This is a genomic window from Streptomyces sp. rh34 (genome assembly GCF_002551245.1).
Taxonomy (GTDB): domain Bacteria; phylum Actinomycetota; class Actinomycetes; order Streptomycetales; family Streptomycetaceae; genus Streptomyces.
The window spans coordinates 1-22,529 of record NZ_NTGZ01000115.1; the positions used below are offsets into that span (position 1 = coordinate 1).

23 protein-coding genes, 1 tRNA gene and 1 riboswitch are annotated in these 22,529 nt (G+C 70.3%); of the genes, 15 read left to right on the forward strand and 9 right to left on the reverse strand.

Features of this window, described 5'->3' with window-relative positions; genetic code table 11:
- Nucleotides 1-425: 425 nt before the first annotated feature.
- Nucleotides 426-1,178, forward strand: coding sequence for an MBL fold metallo-hydrolase (locus CR470_RS21190; RefSeq protein WP_097869130.1), 753 nt, complete (start codon nt 426-428; stop codon nt 1,176-1,178).
- Between the two features lie 43 nt (nt 1,179-1,221).
- Nucleotides 1,222-1,722: a GNAT family N-acetyltransferase gene (locus CR470_RS21195; RefSeq protein ID WP_179892334.1), complete on the forward strand. Its 501-nt coding sequence runs from the start codon at nt 1,222-1,224 to the stop codon at nt 1,720-1,722.
- A gap of 88 nt (nt 1,723-1,810) precedes the next feature.
- Here CR470_RS21195 and CR470_RS21200 read toward each other — a convergent pair whose 3' ends face one another.
- Both CR470_RS21200 and CR470_RS21205 read right to left on the reverse strand, forming a co-directional pair.
- Nucleotides 1,811-3,076 carry a PTS transporter subunit EIIC gene (locus CR470_RS21200; protein WP_097869131.1) on the reverse strand — a complete coding sequence of 422 codons (1,266 nt, stop codon included), beginning with the start codon at nt 3,074-3,076 and terminating at the stop codon, nt 1,811-1,813.
- A 279-nt stretch (nt 3,077-3,355) separates the two neighbouring features.
- Entirely contained in the window at nt 3,356-4,615 is a 1,260-nt protein-coding gene (locus tag CR470_RS21205; protein WP_097869132.1) for a PTS transporter subunit EIIC, read from the reverse strand.
- A 190-nt stretch (nt 4,616-4,805) separates the two neighbouring features.
- Here CR470_RS21205 and CR470_RS21210 point away from each other — a divergent pair, with 190 nt between their 5' ends.
- The 4 genes from CR470_RS21210 to rdgB all read left to right on the forward strand — a co-directional run bounded on the left by CR470_RS21210 (nt 4,806) and on the right by rdgB (nt 7,135).
- Nucleotides 4,806-5,069 (forward strand): PTS glucose/sucrose transporter subunit IIB, encoded by a 264-nt coding sequence (locus CR470_RS21210; RefSeq protein ID WP_257138869.1) that lies wholly within the window; start codon nt 4,806-4,808, stop codon nt 5,067-5,069.
- A 146-nt stretch (nt 5,070-5,215) separates the two neighbouring features.
- Nucleotides 5,216-5,953 (forward strand): ribonuclease PH, encoded by a 738-nt coding sequence (gene rph, locus CR470_RS21215; RefSeq protein ID WP_018958495.1) that lies wholly within the window; start codon nt 5,216-5,218, stop codon nt 5,951-5,953.
- Between the two features lie 122 nt (nt 5,954-6,075).
- Nucleotides 6,076-6,465 (forward strand): hypothetical protein, encoded by a 390-nt coding sequence (locus CR470_RS21220; RefSeq protein ID WP_097869133.1) that lies wholly within the window; start codon nt 6,076-6,078, stop codon nt 6,463-6,465.
- Between the two features lie 67 nt (nt 6,466-6,532).
- The gene (gene rdgB / locus CR470_RS21225; RefSeq protein WP_097869134.1) at nt 6,533-7,135 is read left to right on the forward strand and encodes an RdgB/HAM1 family non-canonical purine NTP pyrophosphatase; all 603 of its coding nucleotides are present in this window, start codon (nt 6,533-6,535) and stop codon (nt 7,133-7,135) included.
- A gap of 46 nt (nt 7,136-7,181) precedes the next feature.
- On the opposite strand, the gene CR470_RS21230 is transcribed toward rdgB, so the two are convergent.
- The 5 genes from CR470_RS21230 to bcp form a co-directional block, all read right to left on the reverse strand.
- Nucleotides 7,182-7,265 (reverse strand) — tRNA-Leu (locus CR470_RS21230).
- A gap of 62 nt (nt 7,266-7,327) precedes the next feature.
- Nucleotides 7,328-7,990: an HNH endonuclease signature motif containing protein gene (locus CR470_RS21235; RefSeq protein WP_097869135.1), complete on the reverse strand. Its 663-nt coding sequence runs from the start codon at nt 7,988-7,990 to the stop codon at nt 7,328-7,330.
- Nucleotides 7,987-8,652, reverse strand: coding sequence for an HNH endonuclease signature motif containing protein (locus CR470_RS21240; RefSeq protein WP_097869136.1), 666 nt, complete (start codon nt 8,650-8,652; stop codon nt 7,987-7,989). The genes CR470_RS21235 and CR470_RS21240 overlap by 4 nt, the downstream gene beginning before the upstream one ends.
- A gap of 165 nt (nt 8,653-8,817) precedes the next feature.
- A complete protein-coding gene (gene proP, locus CR470_RS21245) occupies nt 8,818-10,314 on the reverse strand; it encodes a glycine betaine/L-proline transporter ProP (RefSeq protein ID WP_097869137.1) in 1,497 nt (498 codons plus the stop codon).
- A gap of 178 nt (nt 10,315-10,492) precedes the next feature.
- Nucleotides 10,493-10,960 (reverse strand): thioredoxin-dependent thiol peroxidase, encoded by a 468-nt coding sequence (gene bcp, locus CR470_RS21250; protein WP_097869138.1) that lies wholly within the window; start codon nt 10,958-10,960, stop codon nt 10,493-10,495.
- Nucleotides 10,961-11,102: 142 nt separating this feature from the next.
- Here bcp and CR470_RS21255 point away from each other — a divergent pair, with 142 nt between their 5' ends.
- From CR470_RS21255 to CR470_RS21265, 3 genes are all read left to right on the forward strand, one after another.
- Complete coding sequence (locus CR470_RS21255; RefSeq protein WP_097869139.1) at nt 11,103-11,420, forward strand: DUF3618 domain-containing protein; 318 nt, start codon at nt 11,103-11,105, stop codon at nt 11,418-11,420.
- Nucleotides 11,421-11,500: 80 nt separating this feature from the next.
- On the forward strand, nt 11,501-11,875 hold the full coding sequence (locus CR470_RS21260) for a GroES family chaperonin (RefSeq protein ID WP_257138866.1): 375 nt from the start codon (nt 11,501-11,503) through the stop codon (nt 11,873-11,875).
- 83 nt (nt 11,876-11,958) lie between these two features.
- A riboswitch (guanidine-III (ykkC-III) riboswitch) is annotated at nt 11,959-12,017 on the forward strand.
- A gap of 37 nt (nt 12,018-12,054) precedes the next feature.
- Nucleotides 12,055-12,375, forward strand: coding sequence for a DMT family transporter (locus tag CR470_RS21265; RefSeq protein ID WP_097869140.1), 321 nt, complete (start codon nt 12,055-12,057; stop codon nt 12,373-12,375).
- Between the two features lie 22 nt (nt 12,376-12,397).
- Here CR470_RS21265 and CR470_RS21270 read toward each other — a convergent pair whose 3' ends face one another.
- Nucleotides 12,398-14,770: a transglycosylase domain-containing protein gene (locus tag CR470_RS21270; protein WP_097869141.1), complete on the reverse strand. Its 2,373-nt coding sequence runs from the start codon at nt 14,768-14,770 to the stop codon at nt 12,398-12,400.
- A gap of 217 nt (nt 14,771-14,987) precedes the next feature.
- On the opposite strand from CR470_RS21270, the gene CR470_RS21275 reads away from it, so the two are divergent.
- From CR470_RS21275 to CR470_RS21290, 4 genes are all read left to right on the forward strand, one after another.
- Nucleotides 14,988-15,788: an ABC transporter permease gene (locus CR470_RS21275; protein ID WP_097869142.1), complete on the forward strand. Its 801-nt coding sequence runs from the start codon at nt 14,988-14,990 to the stop codon at nt 15,786-15,788.
- Nucleotides 15,781-16,659 (forward strand): ABC transporter permease, encoded by an 879-nt coding sequence (locus CR470_RS21280; protein ID WP_097869143.1) that lies wholly within the window; start codon nt 15,781-15,783, stop codon nt 16,657-16,659. Before CR470_RS21275 ends, CR470_RS21280 begins: the two co-directional genes overlap by 8 nt.
- A gap of 79 nt (nt 16,660-16,738) precedes the next feature.
- Complete coding sequence (locus tag CR470_RS21285; RefSeq protein ID WP_257138867.1) at nt 16,739-17,776, forward strand: ABC transporter ATP-binding protein; 1,038 nt, start codon at nt 16,739-16,741, stop codon at nt 17,774-17,776.
- 108 nt (nt 17,777-17,884) lie between these two features.
- The gene (locus tag CR470_RS21290; RefSeq protein ID WP_097869145.1) at nt 17,885-18,598 is read left to right on the forward strand and encodes a DUF1707 SHOCT-like domain-containing protein; all 714 of its coding nucleotides are present in this window, start codon (nt 17,885-17,887) and stop codon (nt 18,596-18,598) included.
- A 131-nt stretch (nt 18,599-18,729) separates the two neighbouring features.
- Here CR470_RS21290 and CR470_RS21295 read toward each other — a convergent pair whose 3' ends face one another.
- The gene (locus CR470_RS21295; protein WP_097869146.1) at nt 18,730-19,977 is read right to left on the reverse strand and encodes an SGNH/GDSL hydrolase family protein; all 1,248 of its coding nucleotides are present in this window, start codon (nt 19,975-19,977) and stop codon (nt 18,730-18,732) included.
- 142 nt (nt 19,978-20,119) lie between these two features.
- Between CR470_RS21295 and CR470_RS21300 the strand changes: the two genes are divergently transcribed.
- Nucleotides 20,120-21,583, forward strand: a complete 1,464-nt coding sequence (locus tag CR470_RS21300) for a DUF445 domain-containing protein (protein ID WP_257138868.1) — start codon at nt 20,120-20,122, stop codon at nt 21,581-21,583.
- Nucleotides 21,584-21,973: 390 nt separating this feature from the next.
- Nucleotides 21,974-22,529, forward strand: a 556-nt coding sequence (locus CR470_RS21305; RefSeq protein WP_143663850.1) for an alpha/beta fold hydrolase, incomplete at its 3' end; no start/stop codon positions are given.

Genomic DNA, 22,529 nt, shown 5'->3' on the forward strand with positions numbered 1-22,529 from the left:
AGATGTGTATAAGAGACAGGGCCGGGACGGCGGCCGGGTCGACCCCGCCCGCTGCCGGGGCCGCCGCGAGCGGGGACCGCGGTCCGAGCGCCCCCGGCCGTCCACCACCGCGGCCACGAGCGCGAGCAGAACCACGGCGACCAGCGCCACCCACCAGAACGTGTTCATCCCCCGACCGTACCGGCGGCCGGAACGGACGCGACGGGACGGCCGGTGGGCGCGCTTCCATCGAACCGGTGACAGAGCAGGTGAGTTCCCCCACAACGGAGGGCAGCGGAGGAGCGACGTGGAGTTTCGCGCCTTACGCTCGACAAACCGCAGAACCCATTCCGCAGGAACCGTACAAAGCTCCGCAGGCACCGTACGAAGCTCCGGCGGAATCGCACGAACCCTCCCCGTTCCCGCGTACCGGAGGTTCACGCTCCATGAAGCTCACCGTCGTCGGCTGCTCCGGCTCGTTCCCCTCCACGGGTTCGGCATGCTCGAGCTACCTCGTAGAGGCCGACGGCTTCCGGCTGCTCCTCGACATGGGCAACGGCGCCCTTGGCGAGCTGCAGCGCCACGTCGGTCTCTACGACCTCGACGCGATCTTCCTCAGCCATCTGCACGCCGACCACTGCATCGACATGTGCGCGTACTTCGTCGTGCGCTACTACCGCCACGACGGCGCCCGCCCCGTCCCTCTCCCGGTCTACGGGCCCGAAAGCACCGAGCAGCGTCTGACCGCCGCCCACGGGGACACCCCCTCCGACCGGGCGATGAGCGAGGTCTTCGACTTCCACACCCTCAAGTCGGGGTCCTTCGAGATCGGCCCCTTCTCCGTCCGTACGGAGAAGCTCCGCCACCCCGTCGACACGTTCGGCATCCGGGTCGAGCACGGCGGCTCCGCCCTCACCTACTCCGGCGACACGGGGGCCTGCGAGGCGCTGGAGGAGCTGGCCCGGGACGCGGACCTGTTCCTCTGCGAGGCGTCGTTCGTCGACGGCAAGGAGGACATCCCGGACCTGCACCTCAACGGCCGCGAGGCCGGCGAGGCGGCGGCCCGCGCCGGAGCGCGCCGGCTCGTCCTCACCCACATCCCGCCGTGGACCGACGCCGACCGCAACGCCGCCGACGCCCGTGCGGCCTACCCGGGCCCGGTGGAACTGGCGGTCCCGGGAGCGGTGTACGAGTTCTGACAGCCGGCCGCCGAGCCGCGGCCCGCTCTGCGAGACTTCGGGGATGATCACGATCAGACCCGCCCGGGAAGGCGATCTCGACGGTTTCCTGGCCCTGGCGTCCCAGGTCGAGCACTGGTTCGGGCCGATGGTCGAGGAGCCGGGCTTCCACCGCGCGGTGAAGGCCCACATCCGTGACGGGGCGGCGCTGGTCGCCGAGTCGGCCGAACCCGACGGTTCGGCCGACGCGTCCGGCCCGGTCGGCGGCCTGCTGTTCGGCGCCGAACCGCCCACGTACCACGTGCACTGGCTCGTCACCTCCGGGCGCTTCCGGGGCGCGGGAGTGGGCCGGCTGCTGATGGCGGAGGCGATGCGCCGGTACGTCACCGGGCCCGGCACCGTCGAGGTGATCACCTTCGGCCCCGACCACCCCGGGGCCGTGGAGAGCGGGGCCCGGGTCTTCTACGAACGGCTCGGTTTCCGCCCCGGCGAGGCGGCCGGCCCGGGCCCGGAGGGCGGCTCCCGCCAGGTCTACCGGCTGCCCGCACCCGTACGCCAGGTGTGACGCGGCCGTACGGCAGGTACGGCGAAGCCCCCGCCCCCGAAAGACATCTTCGGGAAGCGGGGGCTTCGTCGTACGGGCGTGGCGGAGGCTACTTCGCCTCGGCCTTCTGCAGCTCGGCGAGCTCCTCGTCCGACTCCCGGCCCGGGGTCGGGAGGTTGAACTTGGTGATCGCGAAGCGGAAGACCACGTAGTAGACCACCGCGAAGCAGAGGCCGACCAGGACCAGCAGCCAGGGCTTCGACGCGATGCCGAGGTTCAGCAGGAAGTCGACGAGACCGGCCGAGAAGCCGAAGCCGTCCTTCATGCCGAGCGCCCAGGTCAGGGCCATCGACACACCGGTCAGCACCGCGTGGATCGCGTACAGCACCGGGGCGACGAACATGAAGGTGAACTCGATCGGCTCGGTCACACCGGTGACGAACGAGGTCAGCGCGAGGGAGAACATCATGCCGCCGACGACCTTGCGGCGCTCGGGACGGGCGCAGTGGACGATCGCGAGGCAGGCCGCCGGAAGGGCGAACATCATGATCGGGAAGAAGCCGGTCATGAACTGTCCGGCCGTGGGGTCGCCCTCCAGGAACCGGGCGATGTCGCCGTTCTTGCCGTTGTACTCGCCCGCCTGGAACCACGGGAAGGAGTTCAGCAGGTGGTGCATGCCGACCGGGATCAGCGCACGGTTGGCGACACCGAAGATGCCCGCGCCGACCGCGCCGGAGCCGACCAGCCACTCACCGAAGTTGTGCAGGCCGGCGCCGAGGACCGGCCAGATCAGACCGAAGAGGATGCCGATGACCAGACCCGCGAAGGCGGAGAGGATCGGGACCAGACGGCGGCCGCTGAAGAAGCCCGCCCAGTCGGGCAGCTTCGTCCGGTAGAACTTCTGGTAGAGCAGCGCCACGACGATACCTATCACGACACCGCCGAGGACACCGGCGTTGACGGGGGCGTCGACCATCACGATCTTGTCGTCGACCACGGTGGCCTTCTGCGGCAGGCTGCCGTCGGTGAAGGTCGCGAGCACCTTCTGGAAGACGAGGTAGCCGGTGACGGCGGCCAGGGCGGTGGAGCCGTCCGACTTCTTCGCGAAGCCGATCGCGATGCCGACGGCGAACAGCAGCGCCATGTTGTCGAGGAGCGCGTTGCCGCCCGCGGACATGTAGCCGGCGAGCTTCGTTATGAAGGTCGGGAACGACTCGCGGCCCAGCATGTCGTCGTTGCCGAGGCGGACCAGGAGTGCGGCGGCCGGCAGCACGGCGACCGGCAGCATGAGGCTGCGGCCGATGCGCTGCATGACGGACATCACGCCGGCGCCCTTCTTCTTCTCGGCCGCGGGTGCGGTCTCAGCCGTGGTCATCAACTTCCTCCATGGGACACGGTGCCGCCCAGGGGGTGGATGCGGGGAGGCGGCGACTCGGCAGACGGCGGCAGACAGCCGTGGTCTGGACCACTCAGTGGTGTAGACCAGTTTTAGCATGGTGAGGGTTAGATAAGGAACCTGCAATTCCCTGTTTATTCGCAGTAGCAGATCCGGCACTTTCGGTGACATGGCGAAGGCCCCCGGACCGGGTGGTCCGAGGGCCTTGCGCGTGCCGTGCGTGCCGGGCTCGAAGCCCCGCTGTCCTGCTGCCCCGTGCTACTTGGTGAGGTCCTGCTCGATCTCCTTCTCGATCTCCTCCGGTTCGCGCCCCGGTGTCTTGAGGTCGAACTTGGTGATCGCGAAACGGAAGACCACGTAGTAGATCACCGCGAAGCACGCGCCGATCGGGATGATCAGCCAGGGTTTCGTATCGAGATGCCAGTTGACGACGTAGTCGATCAATCCGGCGGAGAAGCTGAACCCCGCGTGCACCCCCAGTAGCCAGGTGATGCCCATCGACGCCCCGGTGAGCACCGCGTGCACGCCGTACAGCAGCGGCGCGACGAACATGAACGAGAACTCGATCGGCTCGGTCACGCCCGTGACGAACGAGGTCAGTGCCACCGAGACCATCAGACCCGCCACCTCCTTGCGGCGCTCGGGCCGCGCGCAGTGGGTGATGGCCAGGGCCGCGGCGGGCAGGCCGAACATCATGATCGGGAAGAAGCCCGAGGTGAACTGGCCGGCCGACGGGTCCTGGGCGAAGAACCGGGAGATGTCGCCCTGCACGGTCTGGCCGTCCGCTCCGGTGAACTCGCCCGCCTGGAACCAGAAGAACGTGTTCAGGAACTGGTGCATGCCGATCGGGATCAGCAACCGGTTTGCGAAGCCGAAGATCGCCGCACCCCAGGAGCCGAGGTCGATCAGCTGCTTGGAGAACCAGGTCAGCGCGTCGCCCACCGGCTGCCACAGCAGGCCGAACAGCACACCGAGGATCACGCAGAGGAACGCCATCAGGATCGGCACCAGGCGCCGCCCGTTGAAGAACCCGAGCCAGTCGACCAGCTTGGTGCGGTGGTAGCGCTGCCAGACGACCGCGGTCAGCAGCCCGATCAGGATGCCGCCGAGCACGCCGGGGTTCTGTGGCTCGCCGTCGGGCAGGGCCTCCGTCACGGTGCCGTCCATGGGGAAGGCGGTCAGCACCCCCCGGTAGACCAGGAAGCCGACGACGGCCGCCAGCGCGGTGGAGCCGTCCGCCTTCTTCGCGAAGCCGATGGCGACGCCGATGCAGAACAACAGGGGCAGGCCGAGCTCGCCGTCGAGGATCGCGCCGCCGCCGTTGAGCAGGACCTTGGAGGTCTTGTCCCAGAAGGCGCCGTCCAGGTACGAGCTGAAGAGGTTGCCGAGGCTGACGAGCAGGCCGGCGGCGGGGAGGACGGCCACCGGGAGCTGGAGGCTCCGCCCGACCTTCTGCAGGCCCTGGACCGGTCCGTTCCACCATTTTTGCTGCGGTACCGCAGCGGCGCTCGAACTCATGGGCGTCCTCCCCGAACACTTCACGTTTGGCGGTCGTTGCAAACTGGTGTAGACCAGTTGCGTCACGGTCCGGGGTCCGTCCCGAAGGCAGGGCGCCGGTGATCGTCATCTTTCGGGATCATCCGGTTACCCGCTCGCGAAGTTGGGCCAACCGTGCGTTACCGTGACGAAACGGACCCGCAGCGGGCGGCTGTCTGCGCGCGAAACCAGGGAGAAGGACATGGCCACCAAGGCTGAGAAGATCGTCGCCGGGCTCGGCGGTATCGACAACATCGACGAGATCGAAGGCTGCATCACCCGCCTCCGCACCGAGGTCCACGACCCCAGCAAGGTCGACGAAGCCGCCCTCAAGGCCGCCGGAGCCCACGGCGTCGTCAAGATGGGCACCGCGATCCAGGTCGTCATCGGCACCGACGCGGACCCCATCGCCGCCGACATCGAAGACATGATGTGACCGGCTGACCCCACGCCGGAAACCGCAGGCCCCGTCCCCGCCGGAGGACGGGGCCGCGCCATGCCGTACACCCCCGCCCACGCGATCCCCGGCGGCCCCACCGCACCCGAACGGAGCCACCCCCGCCACCGGATAGGGTCGGGCCCATGTCTCGCATCGACGGCCGCACCCCCGAACAGCTCCGCCCCGTCACCATCGAACGCGGCTGGAGCAAGCACGCCGAGGGCTCAGTCCTCATCTCCTTCGGCGACACCAAAGTCTTCTGCACCGCCTCCGTCACCGAAGGCGTCCCGCGCTGGCGCAAGGGCAGCGGCGAAGGCTGGGTCACCGCCGAGTACTCCATGCTGCCCCGCTCCACCAACACCCGGGGCGACCGCGAAGCCGTACGCGGCAAGATCGGCGGACGCACCCACGAGATCAGCCGCCTGATCGGCCGTTCCCTGCGCGCCGTCATCGACTACAAGGCCCTCGGGGAGAACACCATCGTCCTGGACTGCGACGTCCTCCAGGCCGACGGCGGCACCCGTACGGCCGCCATCACCGGCGCCTACGTCGCCCTCGCCGACGCCGTCGCCTGGGCCCAGGGCAAGAAGATCGTCAAGGCCGGCCGCAAGCCGCTCACCGACACCGTCGCCGCCATCAGCGTCGGCATCGTCGACGGCACCCCGCTCCTCGACCTCTGCTACGAGGAGGACGTCCGCGCCGAGACCGACATGAACGTCGTCTGCACCGGGGACGGCCGCTTCGTCGAGGTCCAGGGCACCGCCGAGGGCGCACCCTTCGACCGCAAGGAACTCGGCGCGCTCCTCGACCTCGCCACCGCCGGCTGCGTCGACCTCGCCGCACTCCAGCGCGACGCACTCGCCCGCACCCAGGACGCGTAGCGACCCACCCGCCGCGGGTAGAGAAGCAACCACATACGCACCACAGAGCGTCGTTACGGATACGGGCGCGCGGGTCGAACCGTGCGCCCGTCCACGTAACGACCCCGGGGAGGGACCGCACCATGGCTTCGCGCCGCCACCAACGCCTCGCACTCGCCACCGCCGCCACCCTGCTGACGCTGACCACGGCCGTGGGGTGCGCCGGCCTCGACAAGGCGCTCGACTGCGTCCGCACCGCCGACGCCATCGCCACCAGCGTCGGCAAGCTCCAGCAGGCCGTCTCCAACGCCTCCGAGGACGTCACCCAGGCCTCCGAGTCCCTGGACGAGATCGACCGCGAGCTGAAGAAACTCGACGACTCCACCGACAACGCCGACCTCTCCAAGGCCGTCGACGACCTCCAGGCCGGCGTCACCAACGTCCGCGAGTCCATCGAGGGCGGCGACGCCACCCCCGACATCACCCCGGTGACCGACGCGGCGACGGAGATCGGCAAGGTCTGCAGCCCGTAAGCACCAGGGACGGGGCGGGCCGGGGGCGCGACCGGCCCACCCTCCCGCCCGGGGCGATAATCGCCCCATGAAGCGCCTGATCCTCGCCACCCGCAACGCCGGGAAAGTCACCGAACTCCACGCCATCCTCGCCGACGCCGGACTCGCCCTCGACCTCGTCGGCGCGGACGCGTACCCCGACATCCCCGACGTCAAGGAAACCGGCGTCACCTTCGCCGAGAACGCGCTCCTCAAGGCCCACGCCCTGGCCCGCGCCACCGGCCTCCCCGCCGTCGCCGACGACTCCGGCCTCTGCGTGGACGTCCTCGGCGGCGCCCCCGGCATCTTCTCGGCCCGCTGGTCCGGCACCCACGGCGACGACACGGCCAACCTGAACCTGCTCCTGGCCCAACTCGGCGACATCGCCGACGAACACCGCGGCGCCTCCTTCGCCTGCGCCGCCGCCCTGGCCCTCCCCGACGGCACGGAACGCGTCGTCGAGGGCCGCCTGAACGGCACCCTGCGCCACACCCCGTCGGGCGGATACGGCTTCGGCTACGACCCGATCCTCCAGCCGGAGGGCGAGACCCGCACCTGCGCGGAGCTGACCCCGGCGGAGAAGAACGCGATCAGCCACCGCGGGAAGGCGTTCCGGGCGTTGGCGCCGGTGGTGCGGGAGTTGGTGGGGTGAGGCGATGAGGGGCCGTCCCGATCGGGACGGCCCCTCATCGTGGGCGTGCGGCCGGTGGGATTCGAACCCACACAGGATTTCTCCCAGATGCCCCTAAAACACCCGCCGATACCAGTTTGGCCACGGCCGCGCAGCAGATCTCAGCTTACTGCGCTCTGCGATCGGAGTGCGGCGGGTATGAGGGGGAAACTTTCAGGACTCCGCGATGCCGCCGCCTCTGCACCAGGTGCGCGTCACCGCGTGGCAGTTCGGGCACAGGAGCCGGAGATTCTCCCTGCGGTCGTCGCTCCAGTCGCCGTTGATGTGATCCACCTCCAGTGTCATGGGCTTGCCCAGCCAGAGCGCGGGGGTGCCGCACTCGGCGCACTCCTCCGTGTTGCCGACTTCCTTCAGCGCTCGGCGCAATAGGGCCGTCTTCGTGCGGCGCGCTCCCTCGTGTTTTACCAGGATCTGTTCAACGGTCCGGAGAGGGGTGGGTCCGGCGCGTCCTCGCTGGTGTCCCTGCCCCAGAACGTGCGAAGTGGGGAGCCCGTCCTCGGCGATCCACTCGCGTAAGTGCTGCCGTTGGCTCGTAGTGTCCGTCCGGCCCAACCGCCTCAGGGTGTCGGCGATGGAAACGGCAGCGGCGACGGCCTGTGCGAGTTCGGTGGTTGAGGGGCGCTCCCCGGCTCTGCGGTAGTTGCGGCGGGAGAAGTGGGACACGTCGATCCCGAAATGCTTGAAGCGATCGAACAAGTAGCGGCTGAGTCGGCCGTAGGGGCGAGTACCCAGGAAGGCGATGACCTCCTCGATGTCGGCGCACTGACGGGCTGCCTCGGCCAGCCGCTCGCGTGTATAGCCACTGCGGGTACTCATCGGCTTCGGCTCTCGTTCCGCGCCGAAGCGCGAAGTCCCTTGCCGCGACCGCGATATGTGTCGGTCGTCGAGTGGCAGTTGGGACAGAGAAGCCGGAGATTGCGCGGTTGGTTGTTCCGCCAGTTTCCGTCGATGTGATCGACCTCAAGAGGCAGAGGCCGCTCCCGCCATGTCCGTCCTGTGCCGCAGAGGGCGCAGCACTCCGTGGTACCCATGGCAATCATGGCCCGCTTGAGCCGCGCGCCGGGTATGCGCCGTCCGGGGGTCTGGCTTTGGTCCACCAGTAGTTCCTCCGGACGTCGACGCCGCATCTCGCCCGTCCTCGACGGTGCCGAGAAGTGCGACGTGTCGATCCCGAGAGCCTTGACGCGGCGGCTGATGTGGGTGTGCTGACCCCCTACGACCTCAAGGCCGAGGCGCCGCAGCACTTCGCACATGGTGGTCGAGGACACAACCGCCGCCTGAAGGGCTTCCTTGGTCCAGCGAGCACCGTCGCGCTCGAAATGACGGGTGTCCACACCGAGTTTCCGCATGCGGTCGGCGAGATACCGCCGTGTCGAACTCTTCGGATCCACCCCGAGCTTCGTCAGCGCCTCCGACAGCGTCCGCGACGACGATGCCGCCTCCGCCAGCCGCTCTCGTGTGTACGGGCTGTTCCCCATGGGTTCCCCCTCCGTCCCGGCCGCCCGTTCGCAGCCTCGTACGAAGTAACGAACCGTTTATCGGACAGTCACGCCTGAAATGCGGCGAGGACGCGGAACGGCCCGCACCGCTCGCGTCGAGCGGTGCGGGCCGTGCCACCGAGGGAGGGGCCGGAAGGGAGCGGGTCAGAACTTCGGCTCCGGCGCCTGCGCCTGGACCAGTTCCGCCGCCTCCTCGTCCGTCTCGACCGACGGCGGGGAGCCGATCAGGGGCTGCTGGGCGGTCTCCTTCATGCAGGCGACCGCGATCAGGCCGACCAGGGCCGCCGCCATCGCGTAGTACGCGGGCATCAGGTTGGAGCCGGTCCAGCTGATCAGGGCCGTGATCACCAGCGGGGTCGTGCCGCCGAAGAGCGACGCGGAGAGGTTGTAGCCGACCGACAGGGACCCGTAGCGGACGTTCGTCGGGAACAGGGCCGGGAGCGCCGCCGACATCGTGCCGAGCATGCAGACCAGGGAGAGGCCCAGCATCAGCATGCCGACCGTGATCGGGAAGATGCCGTCGATCCGGATGAGGAGGAACGCGGGGAGGGAGAGGAGGAGGAAGCCGAGCATCCCGGTCATCAGCAGCGGCTTGCGGCCGAAGCGGTCGGAGGCCCTGCCGATCTGGCTGATGATCGTCATCAGGAACAGCATCACCGCCAGCAGGATCAGCAGGCCGTGCGTCTCGCTGTAGCCGAGCTCGTCGGAGAGGTACGTCGGCATGTACGACAGCAGCATGTAGTCGGTGATGTTGTACGCGCCGACCAGGCAGATGCAGAGGATCAGCGTCCGCCAGTGCTGCCGGAAGATCTTCGCCAGGTCGCCCTTGGCCGTGGACTCGACGCCGTCCGCCGCCTCGCTCGCGTGCGCCGTGCCGCCCTCCAGCTTCTGGAAGGCCGGGGTCTCGTCCAGGCGCAGTCGCAGGTAGAGGCCGACCAGGCCCAGCGGGCCCGCGACGAGGAACGGGATCCTCCACCCCCAGGTCTCCATCTGCGCGTCGGTCAGGAGGGCGTACAGGGCCGTCACGAGGCCTGCCGCGCCCACGTAGCCGGCCAGGGTGCCGAACTCCAGGAAGCTGCCGAAGAAGCCGCGCCGCTTGTCGGGGGCGTACTCGGCGATGAACGTCGAGGCGCCGCCGTACTCACCGCCCGTGGAGAAGCCCTGGAGCATCCGGAAGAAGATGAGCAGGACCGCGGCCCAGACGCCGATCGTGTCGTGCGAGGGGATCAGGCCGATCGCGAACGTGCCGAGGGCCATCAGGATCATCGTCAGCGCGAGGACCTTCTTGCGGCCGACCTTGTCCCCCATCGGGCCGAAGAACATGCCGCCGAGCGGTCGTACGAGGAAGGCCACCGCGAAGGTCGCGAAGGAGGAGAGGAGCTGGGTGGTGTCGTTCCCGGACGGGAAGAACACGTGTCCGATCGTCACGGCCAGGTAGGAGTAGATCCCGAAGTCGAACCACTCCATGGCGTTACCCAGGGAGGCGGCCTTCACGGCCCGCTTGACCGCGGCGTCGTCGGTGACCGTGATGTCTGTCCGGCGCAGCCGCGGGTTCCGCCGTTTCCGGATGGCCCGGAAGAGCGTGGGGTGGCGTTTGACCGCATCGGGGTCGGCCGCCTGGTGGGGGTCGGGGGCCGCCATGGCCGGGTCCTTTCCTCGGAGTGTGTTCCAGGAAAGGCTTCTGCGCGGTCGTGGCGGTCGCAAACCGACTTCGGGGGCCGATGCGATCTCCCTCACACGATCTCGACACGTTCTCCGGCCGGGGAGCGTGTCGGAACCGTGTGCGGGGCGGGTGGTTCGCGGCGGGCGCCGGTGGGTGTCAGATGCCCAGATCCCTGATGATCTTGGCCACGTGGCCGGTTGCCTTCACGTTGTAGAACGCGTGCTCGATCTTGCCGTCCTCGTCGACGACGACCGTCGAACGGATCACGCCGGTCACTACTTTGCCGTAGAGCTTCTTCTCGCCGAAGGCGCCGTAGGCCTCCAAAGTTTCCTTGGAGGGGTCGCCCACCAGAGTGACCTTGAGGTTCTCCGTGTCGCGGAACTTCGCGAGCTTCTCCGGCTTGTCGGGGGAGACGCCGATGACGTCGTACCCGGCGCTCGTCAGGAGGTCGAGGTTGTCCGTGAAGTCGCAGGCCTGCTTGGTGCATCCGGGGGTAAGCGCCGCCGGGTAGAAGTACACGATGACCTTGCGGCCCTTGTGGTCCGCGAGCGACACCTCGTTGCCGTCGGCGTCGGGAAGGGTGAAGGCGGGAGCGGTGTCGCCGGGCTTCAGTCGCTCGCTCATGTGGTTCTCCTCGGGTGGTGCACGGGTCGGACGGGACCGAGGGTAATAGGGGTGCCGCCGGGTGTGCGGGGGTTCGAGCTGACAGACTGTCGATGAAGGTTCAGACGAAGGTTTACCGGACGACGACCACGGAGGCGGCGCAGTGTCGGATGCCAGGACCCCTGCGCAGATCGAGGCGGACATCATCAGCAGGCGCGAGCAGCTCGCTGTGGTGCTCGACGAGATCGGGGTGCGGGTACACCCGAAGACGATCATCGGTGACGCCAAGGCGAAGGCGGCCCAGTCCGTGGACCGGACGGCCGGCCGTGCCTTCGTCGCGGTGAACCGCTCGGTGTCGGAGGTGAAGGCGCAGTTCGTCGCGGAGGACGGCTCTCCGCGGCTGGAGCGGGTGATTCCCGCGGCTCTGCTGGTGGTCGGCGTGGTGGGGCTGCTCACCGTGTCCAGGCGCCGCCGCGGGTGACCGGTGGTGGTCGGTACGCGTCCGGAGGCGTTCCGTACCCGGAGGCGTACGGCCCGGGGCCCGGCAGGTAGGTTGCGGGCGTGAGCGACAACACCCACGAGGGCCATCGCGGCGCCACCGGCTCCGCCGAAGACGACAAGCTGCCCATCCGGATGCTGCATGACCGGGTGCTGGTGCGGAACGACGCGTCCGAGGGTGAGCGGCGCTCCGGCGGCGGCATCCTGATTCCGGCGACGGCCGCGGTGGGCCGGCGGCTCGCCTGGGCCGTCGTCGTCGCGGTCGGGCAGAACGTGCGGACGGTGGAGCCCGGCGACCGGGTGCTGTACGACCCCGAGGACCGTGCCGAGGTCGAGGTGCGGGGCGTGGCGTACGTGCTGATGCGGGAGCGCGATCTGCACGCGGTGGCCGCCGACCGGTTCGAGGGTTCGGTGGATTCGACCGGGTTGTATCTGTAGGACCGTGGCGGTCCGGGAACTTCGGACCCTGTGGCTGTTCAGGGCCTGGTGACCGGTGTCACCAGGCCCTTTCCCCGTTTTTTGCTACGGTGGGACCACCCCGACGAGACGCGCCGTACCGGGCCTGCAAAGACGACGCACCCGTTCTGTTCACGTGGTTGTCGTCGGAGGTGCCAGTCATGGCGTGGGTTCTGTTGATCATTGCCGGTGTGCTCGAAGTGGGCTGGTCGATCGGGATGAAGTACACCGAGGGGTTCACCCGGCTGTGGCCGAGCGTGTTCACCGGCCTCGGGATCGTGGCGAGCATGGTGTTGCTGTCCCAGGCGGCGAAGACGCTGCCGATCGGTACGGCGTACGGCGTGTGGGTCGGTATCGGCGCGGCCGGTGCGGCGATCGTGGGCATGGTCGCGCTGAACGAGCCGGCGACCGCTGCCCGGATCTTCTTCGTCTGTCTGCTGCTGGTGGCCGTGGTCGGCCTGAAGGCGACCTCCGGGCACTGACGTACGGGCTCCGGTGGGCCGGTCATACCGGGCGGGCGCCGGGGAGGCCGGGGCCGCGAACGCCCTCGACGGAGTCTCCGCCGTCCCCTCCGCTGTCGCCGTCACCGCCGGTGCCGCCGGTGCTCCCTGTTCCTCCGGAGCCGCTGGTGGCGCCGGCGGTGCCGTTCGTTCCGCTGTTGGTCGCCCCGTCCGTGTCCGTGCCGGACGTGGGCGGGCTGCTCGGCGTGGTGCCGGAGGGGGCGGTGGTGGGTTCCGACGAGGAGGCCGGGTCCGTGTTGCCGTCGGGGTTCTCGTCGACCGGGGGTTCGTCCTCCTCGTCGGAGCCGGGTGCCGGCTCCAGGTCGAACTCCTGGGCCGGGGAGGAGCGCAGCGCCGCTTCCGTATAGGCGGCCCAGGTTTCGGCCGGGGCGCCGCCGCCGTTGACGCGGGACAGGCCGAGGGCTCCGTACAGCGGTGTCTGGGCGCCCGTGTCCGGGTTCTGGCCCATCACGGCGATGACGGTCGCGAGGTCCGGGGTGTACCCGGCGAACCAGGCGGCCCGGTCCTCCTCCGCGGTGCCGGTCTTGCCCGCGGCGGGGCGGCCCACGGCCTGGGCCGCCGTGCCGGTGCCGCCCTCCACGACGCCGCGCAGCACGGCGGTGGTGGTGTCGGCGGCCTCGCGGCTGACGGCCTGGTCGGTCGTGCGCTCGGGCAGTTCGATCTCCGCGCCGCCCTTGGTGACCTGGTCGACGAGGACGTGACCGCCGTGCCGGCCGTGGTCGGCGAGGGTGGCGTAGGCCTCGGTCATGTCCAGGACGCTGGCGTTGGCGGGGCCGAGCGCGATGGAGGGGGAGGCGGTGAGGTCGGGGGTGTCGGTGGGGATGCCGAGGGCGACGGCGGTGTCCCGGACCTTTCCGGGGCCGACGTCCTGGGCCATCTGCGCGTAGACGGAGTTGACGGACTTGTCGGTGGCGGCGCGCACGGTGATGTCGCCGTAGTCGACGTCGTCCTCGTTGGCGGGGGCGTAGTCGGTGGGGCCCTGCGGGCCGACGACCGTGCGTTTGTTGGCGCCGTCGTAGACGGTGTCGGGCGTGATGCGCCGCCCGTCCTGGGTGGTGGAGTCGTTGACGACGGCGGAGGTGAGGACGAACGGCTTGAAGACGGAGCCGACCTGGTAGTCGCGGCGGGTCGCGTTGCTGACGTACTGCTTCGTGTAGTCGATGCCGCCGTACAGGGCGACGACCTCGCCGGTTTCGGGGACGATCGAGGCTCCGCCGACGCGGACGTTGCGGTCGGCCTCGCGTCCGGTGCTGGTCCTGGCCATCACGTTGGCGTCGACGGCCTTGACCAAGGCGTCCTGCTTGGGCTTGTCGAGGGTCGTGGTGATGCGGTAGCCGCCGGTGGCGAGGGTCTCCTCGTCGAGGATGCCGCGCCGGTTCAGGTAGTCGTCGACGGCCTGCACGATGTAGCCGCGCTGTCCCGAGAGCCCGGTCGACGGTTTGGCCTCGCCGGGGGTGGGGAACGTCGTCGTCGCCCGTTCGGCCGCGTCGAGCCACTTCTCCTTGACCATGCCGTCCAGGACGTAGTTCCAGCGGTGCTGGGCGGCGGGTTCGTTGTCGGGGTGGGCGACGACGTCGTAGGCGCTGGGGGCGTTCAGCAGGGAGGCGAGGTAGGCGCCCTCGGCGGTGGTGAGGTCCTCGACGTTCTTGCTGTAGTACGCCTGGGCGGCGGCCTGGATGCCGTACGCGTTGCGTCCGAAGTAGCTGGTGTTCAGGTAGCCCTCGAAGATCTGGTCCTTGGTCTCCTCGCGGTTGAGCTTGACCGCGATGAAGAACTCCTTGGCCTTGCGCACGACGGTCCGCTCCTGGCCGAGGTAGTAGTTCTTGACGTACTGCTGGGTGATCGTCGAGCCGCCCTGTTTGCCCTTGCCGGTCACGGTGTTCCAGCCGGCCCGGACCATCGCCTTCACGTCCACGGCGCGATCGGAGTAGAAGTCCCGGTCCTCGGCGGCCAGTACGGCGTGCTGGACGGTCGTGGGGACCTGGGAGAGCTTGACCTTCTCCCGGTTCACCTCGCCGTCCCGGGCGATGACGCTGCCGTCGTTGTAGAGGTAGACGTTGGACTGGGCGGTGGCCGAGGCGTTGGCGGCCGGGATGTCGACGAACTGGTATCCGGCGGCGAATCCGCCGATGAGGAGAAGAGCGAGGCCCAGGACGGTGCCGAGGGCCATCCGCCAGGTCGGGATGACACGCCGCCAGCCGGTGCGCCGCTTCTTCCCGTTCCTGCCGTTGTCGCCGTTCCTCCGGTTGGTCCCGTTCTTCCCGTTCTTTCCGGGCGGCTCTCCCTGGTGGCTTCCGGGTGCGGCCGCCGCGCCCGAGGGGTCGCGGGGTGCCCAGTGCTGTGACGCGTCGCTCATGTCCGTGGGGCTCCTCGGGCGTGGTCAGTTCTCCCATAGTGCCCGTTTAGTCAGGAAATCTTCAGTTATCCCCGGTTCGTTCCCTCCACCGGTCGTCATCGGTCGTCACCGGTCGCCATCCGGCGTCCCGAAATGCGGTCGCGGAGGCCGGGGCGCGTGCACTAAGGTCGGCCGCTTTGGTGTCGGGAGCCGGTGGCGGCGGGGGAGAGGGGACGACGTGCGGCTCTACGCGGTGGTGGCGGGGGGTGCGTTCCGGCGCTACGCCACCTACCGGACGGCCACGGCCGCGGGCGTGTTCACCAACACGGTCTTCGGCTTCATCGTGGCCTACACCTACATCGCGCTGTGGGACGTGCGTCCGCAGCTCGGCGGGTACGACACGTCCGAGGCGCTGACCTATGTCTGGCTCGGCCAGGCTCTGCTGATGGCCTGCGCCATGATGGGCGGCGGCTTCGAGGACGAGCTGGTGGAGCGGATCCGTACGGGGGACATCGCCGTCGATCTCTACCGCCCGGTCGACCTTCAGCTGTGGTGGATGGCGGGCGACCTGGGCCGGGCGGCGTTCCATCTGCTGGGGCGCGGTGTCGTGCCGATGTTCCTCGGGGCGCTCGCCTTCGATCTGGCGCTCCCGGGGTCGCCGTGGACCTGGCCGGCGTTCTTCGTCTCGGTGTTCCTGGGTGTGGTGGTCAGCTTCGCGATGCGCTATCTGGTCGCGATGTCGGCGTTCTGGCTGATGGACGGGGCGGGCGCGATGCGGATCGTGTCGCTGGCCGGGCTGTTCTTCTCCGGGATGCTGCTGCCGCTGAACCTGTTCCCCGGGCTGCTGGGCGAGGTGGCGCGGGCGTTGCCGTGGTCCTCGCTGCTCCAGGTTCCGGCCGATGTCTTCCTCGGCAAGCACGCGGGGTGGGGGCTGGTGGAGGCGTACGCGTTCCAGGGCAGCTGGGCGGTGGTGCTGCTGCTGGCGGGCCGGCTCGTGCAGACCGCGGCGACCAGGAGGGTGGTGGTGCAGGGTGGCTGAGCGCGTGGTGCGGGCGGACGAGGAGATCCGGGCGGCGGAGGCGTTCCCGTTCCCGGAGCGGCCCCGGCTGCTGGAGGGCGTGCGGGCGTACGGGCTGATCATGGCGATGTGGGTGCGCTCGACGATGGCGTACCGGGCCTCGTTCGCCATGACGGTGTTCGGGGACTTCACGGTGACGGCCTTCGACTTCGTGACGATCCTGCTGATGTTCTCGCACGTCGACGCCCTGGGCGGCTACACGCTGCAGGAGATCGCCCTGCTGTACGGGGTGTCGGCCACCGCGTTCGGGCTGTGCGACCTGCTGCTGGGGTCGATGGACCGGGTGGGCCGCCGGGTCCGGGACGGGACGTTCGACACCCTGCTGGTGCGGCCGGTCCCGGTGCTGGCGCAGGTCGCGGCGGACCGGTTCGCGCTGCGTCGGCTGGGACGGATCACGCAGGGGCTGCTGGTGCTGGGCTACGCGCTGCTCTCGCTGGACATCGCGTGGACGCCGCTGAAGGTGCTGATGCTGCCGATGATGGTGGTGAGCGGGGCGGCGATCTTCGGGGCGGTCTTCGTCGCGGGGGCGGCGTTCCAGTTCGTGGCGCAGGACGCCTCGGAGGTGCAGAACTCCTTCACGTACGGCGGGACGACGCTGCTCCAGTATCCGCCCACGATCTTCGCGAAGGATCTCGTGCGCGGGGTGACGTTCGTGGTGCCGCTGGCCTTCGTCAGCTGGCTGCCCGCGCTGTACGTGCTGGGCCGGGAGTACCCGGTCGATCTGCCGCAGTGGGTGGCGTTCCTGCCGCCGCTGGTGGCGGCGGGCTGCTGGGTGCTCGCGGGCCTCGCGTGGCGGGCGGGGCTGCGGGCGTACCGGAGTACGGGCAGTTGAGCGAATGAGCGAACCGGAGTCGTACAGGGCGCGGGAGTCGGGCGGGCAGCGGGCGCCGGGCGGGGAACGGGAGTGGAACATGTCGGACGGGTTTACGCAGGAGGGCACGGGCACGGGCATGAGCACAGGCATGGACGGCGACGGCTTCATCACGCTCGACGGCGTCGAGAAGGTCTTCCAGGTCCGCCGCCGCACCGGACTGCTGCGCCGCGAGCGCCGCGAGGTGCGGGCGGTGGACGGGATCAGCTTCCGGGTGGCCCGCGGCGAGATGGTCGGCTACATCGGCCCGAACGGGGCCGGGAAGTCGACCACGATCAAGATGCTGACGGGCATCCTCACCCCGAGCGGCGGCCGGCTGCGGGTCGCGGGCATCGACCCCTCCCGCGAACGCACCCGGCTGGCCCACCGCATCGGCGTGGTGTTCGGCCAGCGGACGACCCTCTGGTGGGACCTGCCGCTGCGCGACTCGTACCGGCTGATGCACCGCATGTACCGCATCCCCGACCGGCGTTACCGGGAGAACCTGGACCGCTGCGTCGAACTGCTGGACCTGGGCGCGCTGTTGGAAGTCCCCGTACGGCAGCTCTCGCTGGGGCAGCGGATGCGCGGCGATATCGCGGCGGCGTTGCTGCACGATCCGGAGGTGCTCTATCTGGACGAGCCGACGATCGGCCTCGACGTGATCTCCAAGGCCAAGGTGCGGCAGTTCCTCCAGGAGTTGAACACCGAGCGCGGGACGACGGTCCTGCTGACGACGCACGACCTCACCGACATCGAGCAGTTGTGCAACCGGGTGATGGTGATCGACCACGGCCGTCTGATGTACGACGGTTCGCTGGCGGGCCTCCACGAGGTGGGGGAGAGCGAACGCATGCTCGTGGTGGACCTGGAGAGCGAACTCCCGCCGATCGTGCTGGAGCCGGCGGGGGCCGGCGTTGGGCCTGCCCTGCGGGTGGTCAAGGTGGAGGGCCCGCGCCAGTGGCTGGCGTTCCCCGCCGCCGCGTCGGCGGCCCCGCTGGTGGCGCGGATCGCCGCGGAGTACCCGCTGGTCGATCTGTCGGTACGGGAGCCGGACATCGAGGCCGTGATCGCGAGGATGTACGAGTCCGCGCCGTGACGGGCGCCTTCCCGGGGCGGCGGCGCGCGCAGGGTATGGGCCTGAACGTCTGTGCCGGGATCGGGTGCGTTCCCTAGGCTGTGCTGCATGACAAGTGAGAGCCCGGACATGCGCGCCTCCGATGCCGAGCGTGAGCGGATCGCGGAACTGCTGCGTGAGGCGGTGGCCGAGGGCCGGCTGGACATGGACGAGTTCGACCAGCGCCTCGAAACGGCCTACAAGGCCCGCACGCACGGGGAGTTGGAGCCGCTGGTCCAGGACCTTCCGGCGCCGGGCCCGGTGGTTGCTCCGGCCGGCTCGTCCGCGCCCGCTCCGCTGCGGGGCCCCGCAGCGAACTGGCCCGCGAGGATCGGCGGCAACGCCACCTCGAAGGGGGCGTTCGCCCTGTGGGGCGGGTTCAACCGGAAGGGCCGCTGGACGGTCGGCCGGATGTTCACGGCGTTCGCGATGTGGGGCGGCGGCGAGATCGATCTGCGCGAGGCGTACTTCGAGGACCGCGAGACCGTCATCCGCTGCGTCACCATCATGGGCGGCATCCATGTGACCGTGCCGCCCGAGCTGAACGTCGATGTCAGGGGCGTCGGCATCATGGGCGGCTTCGGAGAGGGGGCCAACGAGGAGGGCGATCCCGACCCGGCCGCCCCGTACGTGCGGATCACCGGCTTCGCCCTGATGGGCGGCGTCGGCGTGGACCGCAAGCGGACGAAGGCGGAGCGCCGCCGGCTGAAGGAGGCGAAGGAGGCGGAGCGGGAGATGCGCCGCCGACGCGGTCCGGAGGGCCCGGACGGCGGCGCGGCGGGCGGTGGCCGCAAGGAACTCTGAGACCGCGGGTCTGGGCCGGCCCCGATGCGGACCGCCCGTTGTGCGGCTCCGGCGGCTCCGTGGCTCCTTCAGCGATGCCTCGGCGTCTCAGCGCTCAGTGCCTCAGCAGTGCCTCAGGTGTCTCATGTGCCTCACAGAGCATCGGACCGGGGAGTGCCGGCCCGGTCCAGGACCTTCAGGTCCAGCCGGTCGCCGAGCGCGCGGTACCCGTCGTCGTTGAGGTGCAGATGGTCGCCGGAGTCGTACGAGAAGAGGATCCGGTTGGGCGCGGCGGGGTCGCGTACCGCCGCGTCGAAGTCCACGTACGCGTCGAAGACCGTGCCCGCCCGGATCTGCTCGTTGACCGCCTGGCGCACGGCGTTGCGCCGGGGCGTCCAGGTGGCGTAGCCCTCGAACGGGGTCAGCGTCGCGCCGACGACCCTGAGCCCGCGGGCGTGCGCCCGGTCGGTGAGGGCGCGCAGGCTGTCCACGATGCGCTGGGGGTCGGACTCCTGGGGGGACTGCTGTACGTCGTTGATGCCGAGCGCCACGACGACCGTCCGGGCTCCGGCGACCGCCAGGACGTCGCGGTCGAGCCGGTCGGTGCCCGACTGGCCCCCGGTACCCCGGCCGATGCCCACGACCCGGTTGCCCGCGATGCCCGCGTTGGCGACTCCGTACCGGCCGCCCAGGCGGTCGGCGAGGACGTCGGTCCAGCGGGCGTTGGCGTCGGTGGTGGAGCCGCTGCCCGCGGTCAGCGAGTCCCCGAAGGCGACGATCGCGCCGCGCGCGCTCTCGCTGCGGACGTCCACGGCGGTCAGATAGCGCCAGCGGGTGGTGCTCCAGGTGCCGCGTTCGTCGATCAGGTAGGAGGTCTGGTGCGTGTTCGGGTGGTAGGTGACCGGCCCGCCCGCCCGCGGGGTGCGGAAGCCGACCTGGAGGTCGGAGTCGGGGGCCACGGGCACCACGACCGGGTCGCTGATGACCTGTCCGCCGGCCGCGACGGTGACGGCGGCGGCGCCCTTGAAGGTCACCGGCCGGGTGTTGACGGTGGCCTGGTCGACGACCAGGGGGCCCGTGCCGAAGAGGTTCGACAGGGTTATCCGGGCGACCTCCCCGCCGATGCTGGTGTGCACGACGTTACGGATGGTGCGTCCGGGGAGTCCGTCCTCGGTGCCCGGTTCGGCGCGGACGGGCGCGGCGGTCCAGGTGGCGACCCACCTCCCGCCCGAGGTCGCGGGGGCGACCGGGTTACGGGCCGCCGCCTGGGTCTCGGCGGGCGGGAGCGGTGTCGCCCGGGGGCCGGAGAGCAGCGTCGTACCGAAGGCGACGGCGGCGGCGAGCACGGCGGTGCCCGCCACTAGGGCGATGAGCAGGGCATACCCCTGGCGCCTGGGCATGTGCGGTGTTTCTCCTTGTGATGATCGTGCTGGTCCCATGATGCGGCAGGCCGTCGGGAACTCGACGTGCGGCCCGGGAGTAGGGGAGGTAGGGACAATGCGTACGTCACGGGGGCGAGGCGCACGCGGACGGGTGGAGCGGATGGAACGGACCGGATCCGGCGAGCAGGGGCAGGACGAGGACGCGGTGCAGAAGTCGGAGCAGTCGCAGGACCCGTCGGAGCGTGCGGCGGAGCAGTCGCGGAAGCAGCCGTTGGAGCGCGCGGCGCTGCGGGCACAGGAGCCGTCGCAGGACCCGCAGGAGCGGGCACAGGGGCCGAGGGCGGGTGCGGGGCCGCTGGCCTCGTTCGCGTACACCGCCGCCGACGAGGAGAAACAGCGCGGCGTACGGCGCATGAAAGTCACGGCCACCGGCCTCCTTCTGCTCGTCGCGCTCGTGTACGTCCTGGCCACCTGGGCGAAGAACTCAGGTGTGGGGGGCTGGCCGGGCTACGTCGCGGCGGCTGCCGAGGCGGGGATGGTGGGTGCGCTGGCGGACTGGTTCGCCGTCACGGCGCTCTTCCGGCGCCCGCTCGGCCTGCCCATTCCGCACACGGCCATCATCCCCACCAAGAAGGATCAGCTGGGACAGTCACTCGGTTCCTTCGTTGGCGAGAACTTTCTCTCCGGAGACGTCATTCGTGACCGAATTCACGCTCTGGGGGTCGGCCGGAGGCTCGGAGTGTGGCTCGCGGAGCCCGCCCACGCCGACCGGGTCACCGCCGAGCTGGCGACGGCCCTGCGCGGTGCGCTGACGGTCCTTCGGGATTCCGATGTGCAGGCGGTGGTCGGCGAGGCCATCACCCGGCGCGCGGACGCGGTGGAGGTCGGCCCGGGCCTCGGCAAGATGCTGGAGAAGGTCGTCACGGACGGCGGCCACCGCAAGGTCGTCGACCTCGTCTGCGTACGGGCGCACGACTGGCTGGTGGAGCACGGCGACTCGGTGATGAACGCGGTGCAGGGCGGCGCCCCCGGCTGGACCCCGCGGTTCGTCGACAAGCGTGTGGGGGAGCGGGTCTACAAGGAACTGCTGCGGTTCGTCACGGAGATGCGGGACATGCCGGAGCACCCGGCGCGCGGCTCCATCGACACGTTCCTGAGCGACTTCGCGTCCGACCTCCAGAGCGACGCCGACACCCGGGCGAGGGTGGAGCGGCTGAAGTCGGAGATCCTGGGCCGCGGCGAGGTCCAGGACGTCATCGCCTCGGCCTGGTCCTCCGTACGGACGATGATCCTCTCGGCGGCGGAGGACGAGCGCAGCGAACTGCGCATGCGGGCGCGCGCCTCGCTGATGTCACTGGGTGCGCGGCTGGCGAGCGACGCACGGCTCCAGGGCAAGCTGGACGGCTGGCTGGAGGACGCCGCGGTGTACGTCGTGACGACGTACCGCGCGGAGATCACCTCGCTGATCAGCGAGACGGTCGCGGGCTGGGACGCGGACCAGACCTCGAAGAAGATCGAGGCGCACATCGGCCGCGACCTCCAGTTCATCCGGATCAACGGCACGGTGGTCGGCGCGCTGGCGGGCCTGGCGATCTACACGGTGTCGCACGCGCTGAGCGGCTGAGGACGCGCGGGCCGCGGGCTCCGGGTGCGTGCCGGTACCCGCCCTGTCGGGTACGGGCACGCTCCCGCTCACGCGGGGGAGTTGCCCGGTAGTACGGGTGGCGCGCGGCGGGTGTTCAGCCTCGCGCCGGATGCGTTCCGGGCCGGTCCGAAATCATCAGGGCCGGGCCGGGCCGCGCCCACGAGAACGGCTCAGGCGCCGGCGGTCCGCCGGGTGACGGCCCGCCGCCACTGCCGCTGCCGGAATCTTCGCCATCGCCGCCACCATCGCTTCCTTCAAGTCGTCGGTATACCTGTGGTTGGCTCGTCGGCCCGAGGCCGGCGTTCGGGGTGGCGGTGCCGCCGGGCGGGACGGCGGTGCGGGGAAGCGACGGGGAGACGGGGGTTCCGGATGGCAGCGGTCACGACCACGGTGACGGTCGAGGACGGCGGAGGAGCGGCGGGCGGGGCCGGTCCCGTACACCTCTTCTGCACCGACCACGGCGGCGAAGGGCCGCCGCTGCTCCTGCTGCACGGGCTGGCAGGCCACTGCGGGGAGTGGGAGGCGCTGGCGGCCCGGTTCGCGTCCACACACCGGGTGGTCGCCTTCGACGCCCGGGGCAGCGGGGCGAGCACCCGCCGCCCCGGGGACGTGACGCGGGCGGCGCACGTCCGCGATGTCCTCGCCGTCGCGGACCGGTTCGGTCTGGCGGGGGAGGACACGGTGCTGGTCGGTCAGTCGATGGGCGGCCTCACCGCCCTGCTGACGGCGGCGGCCCACCCGGAGGTGTGCCGTGCGCTGGTCCTGATCGAGGCGGGCCCGGCGGGCCCGAGTCCGGAACTCCCGGAGCGGATCGGCGGCTGGCTCGACTCCTGGCCGGTGCCGTTCCCGGACGCGGAGGCGGCCGAGGCGTTCTTCGGCGGCGGGCCGGCGGGGCGGGCCTGGGCGGCGGGGCTCGTGCCGGGCC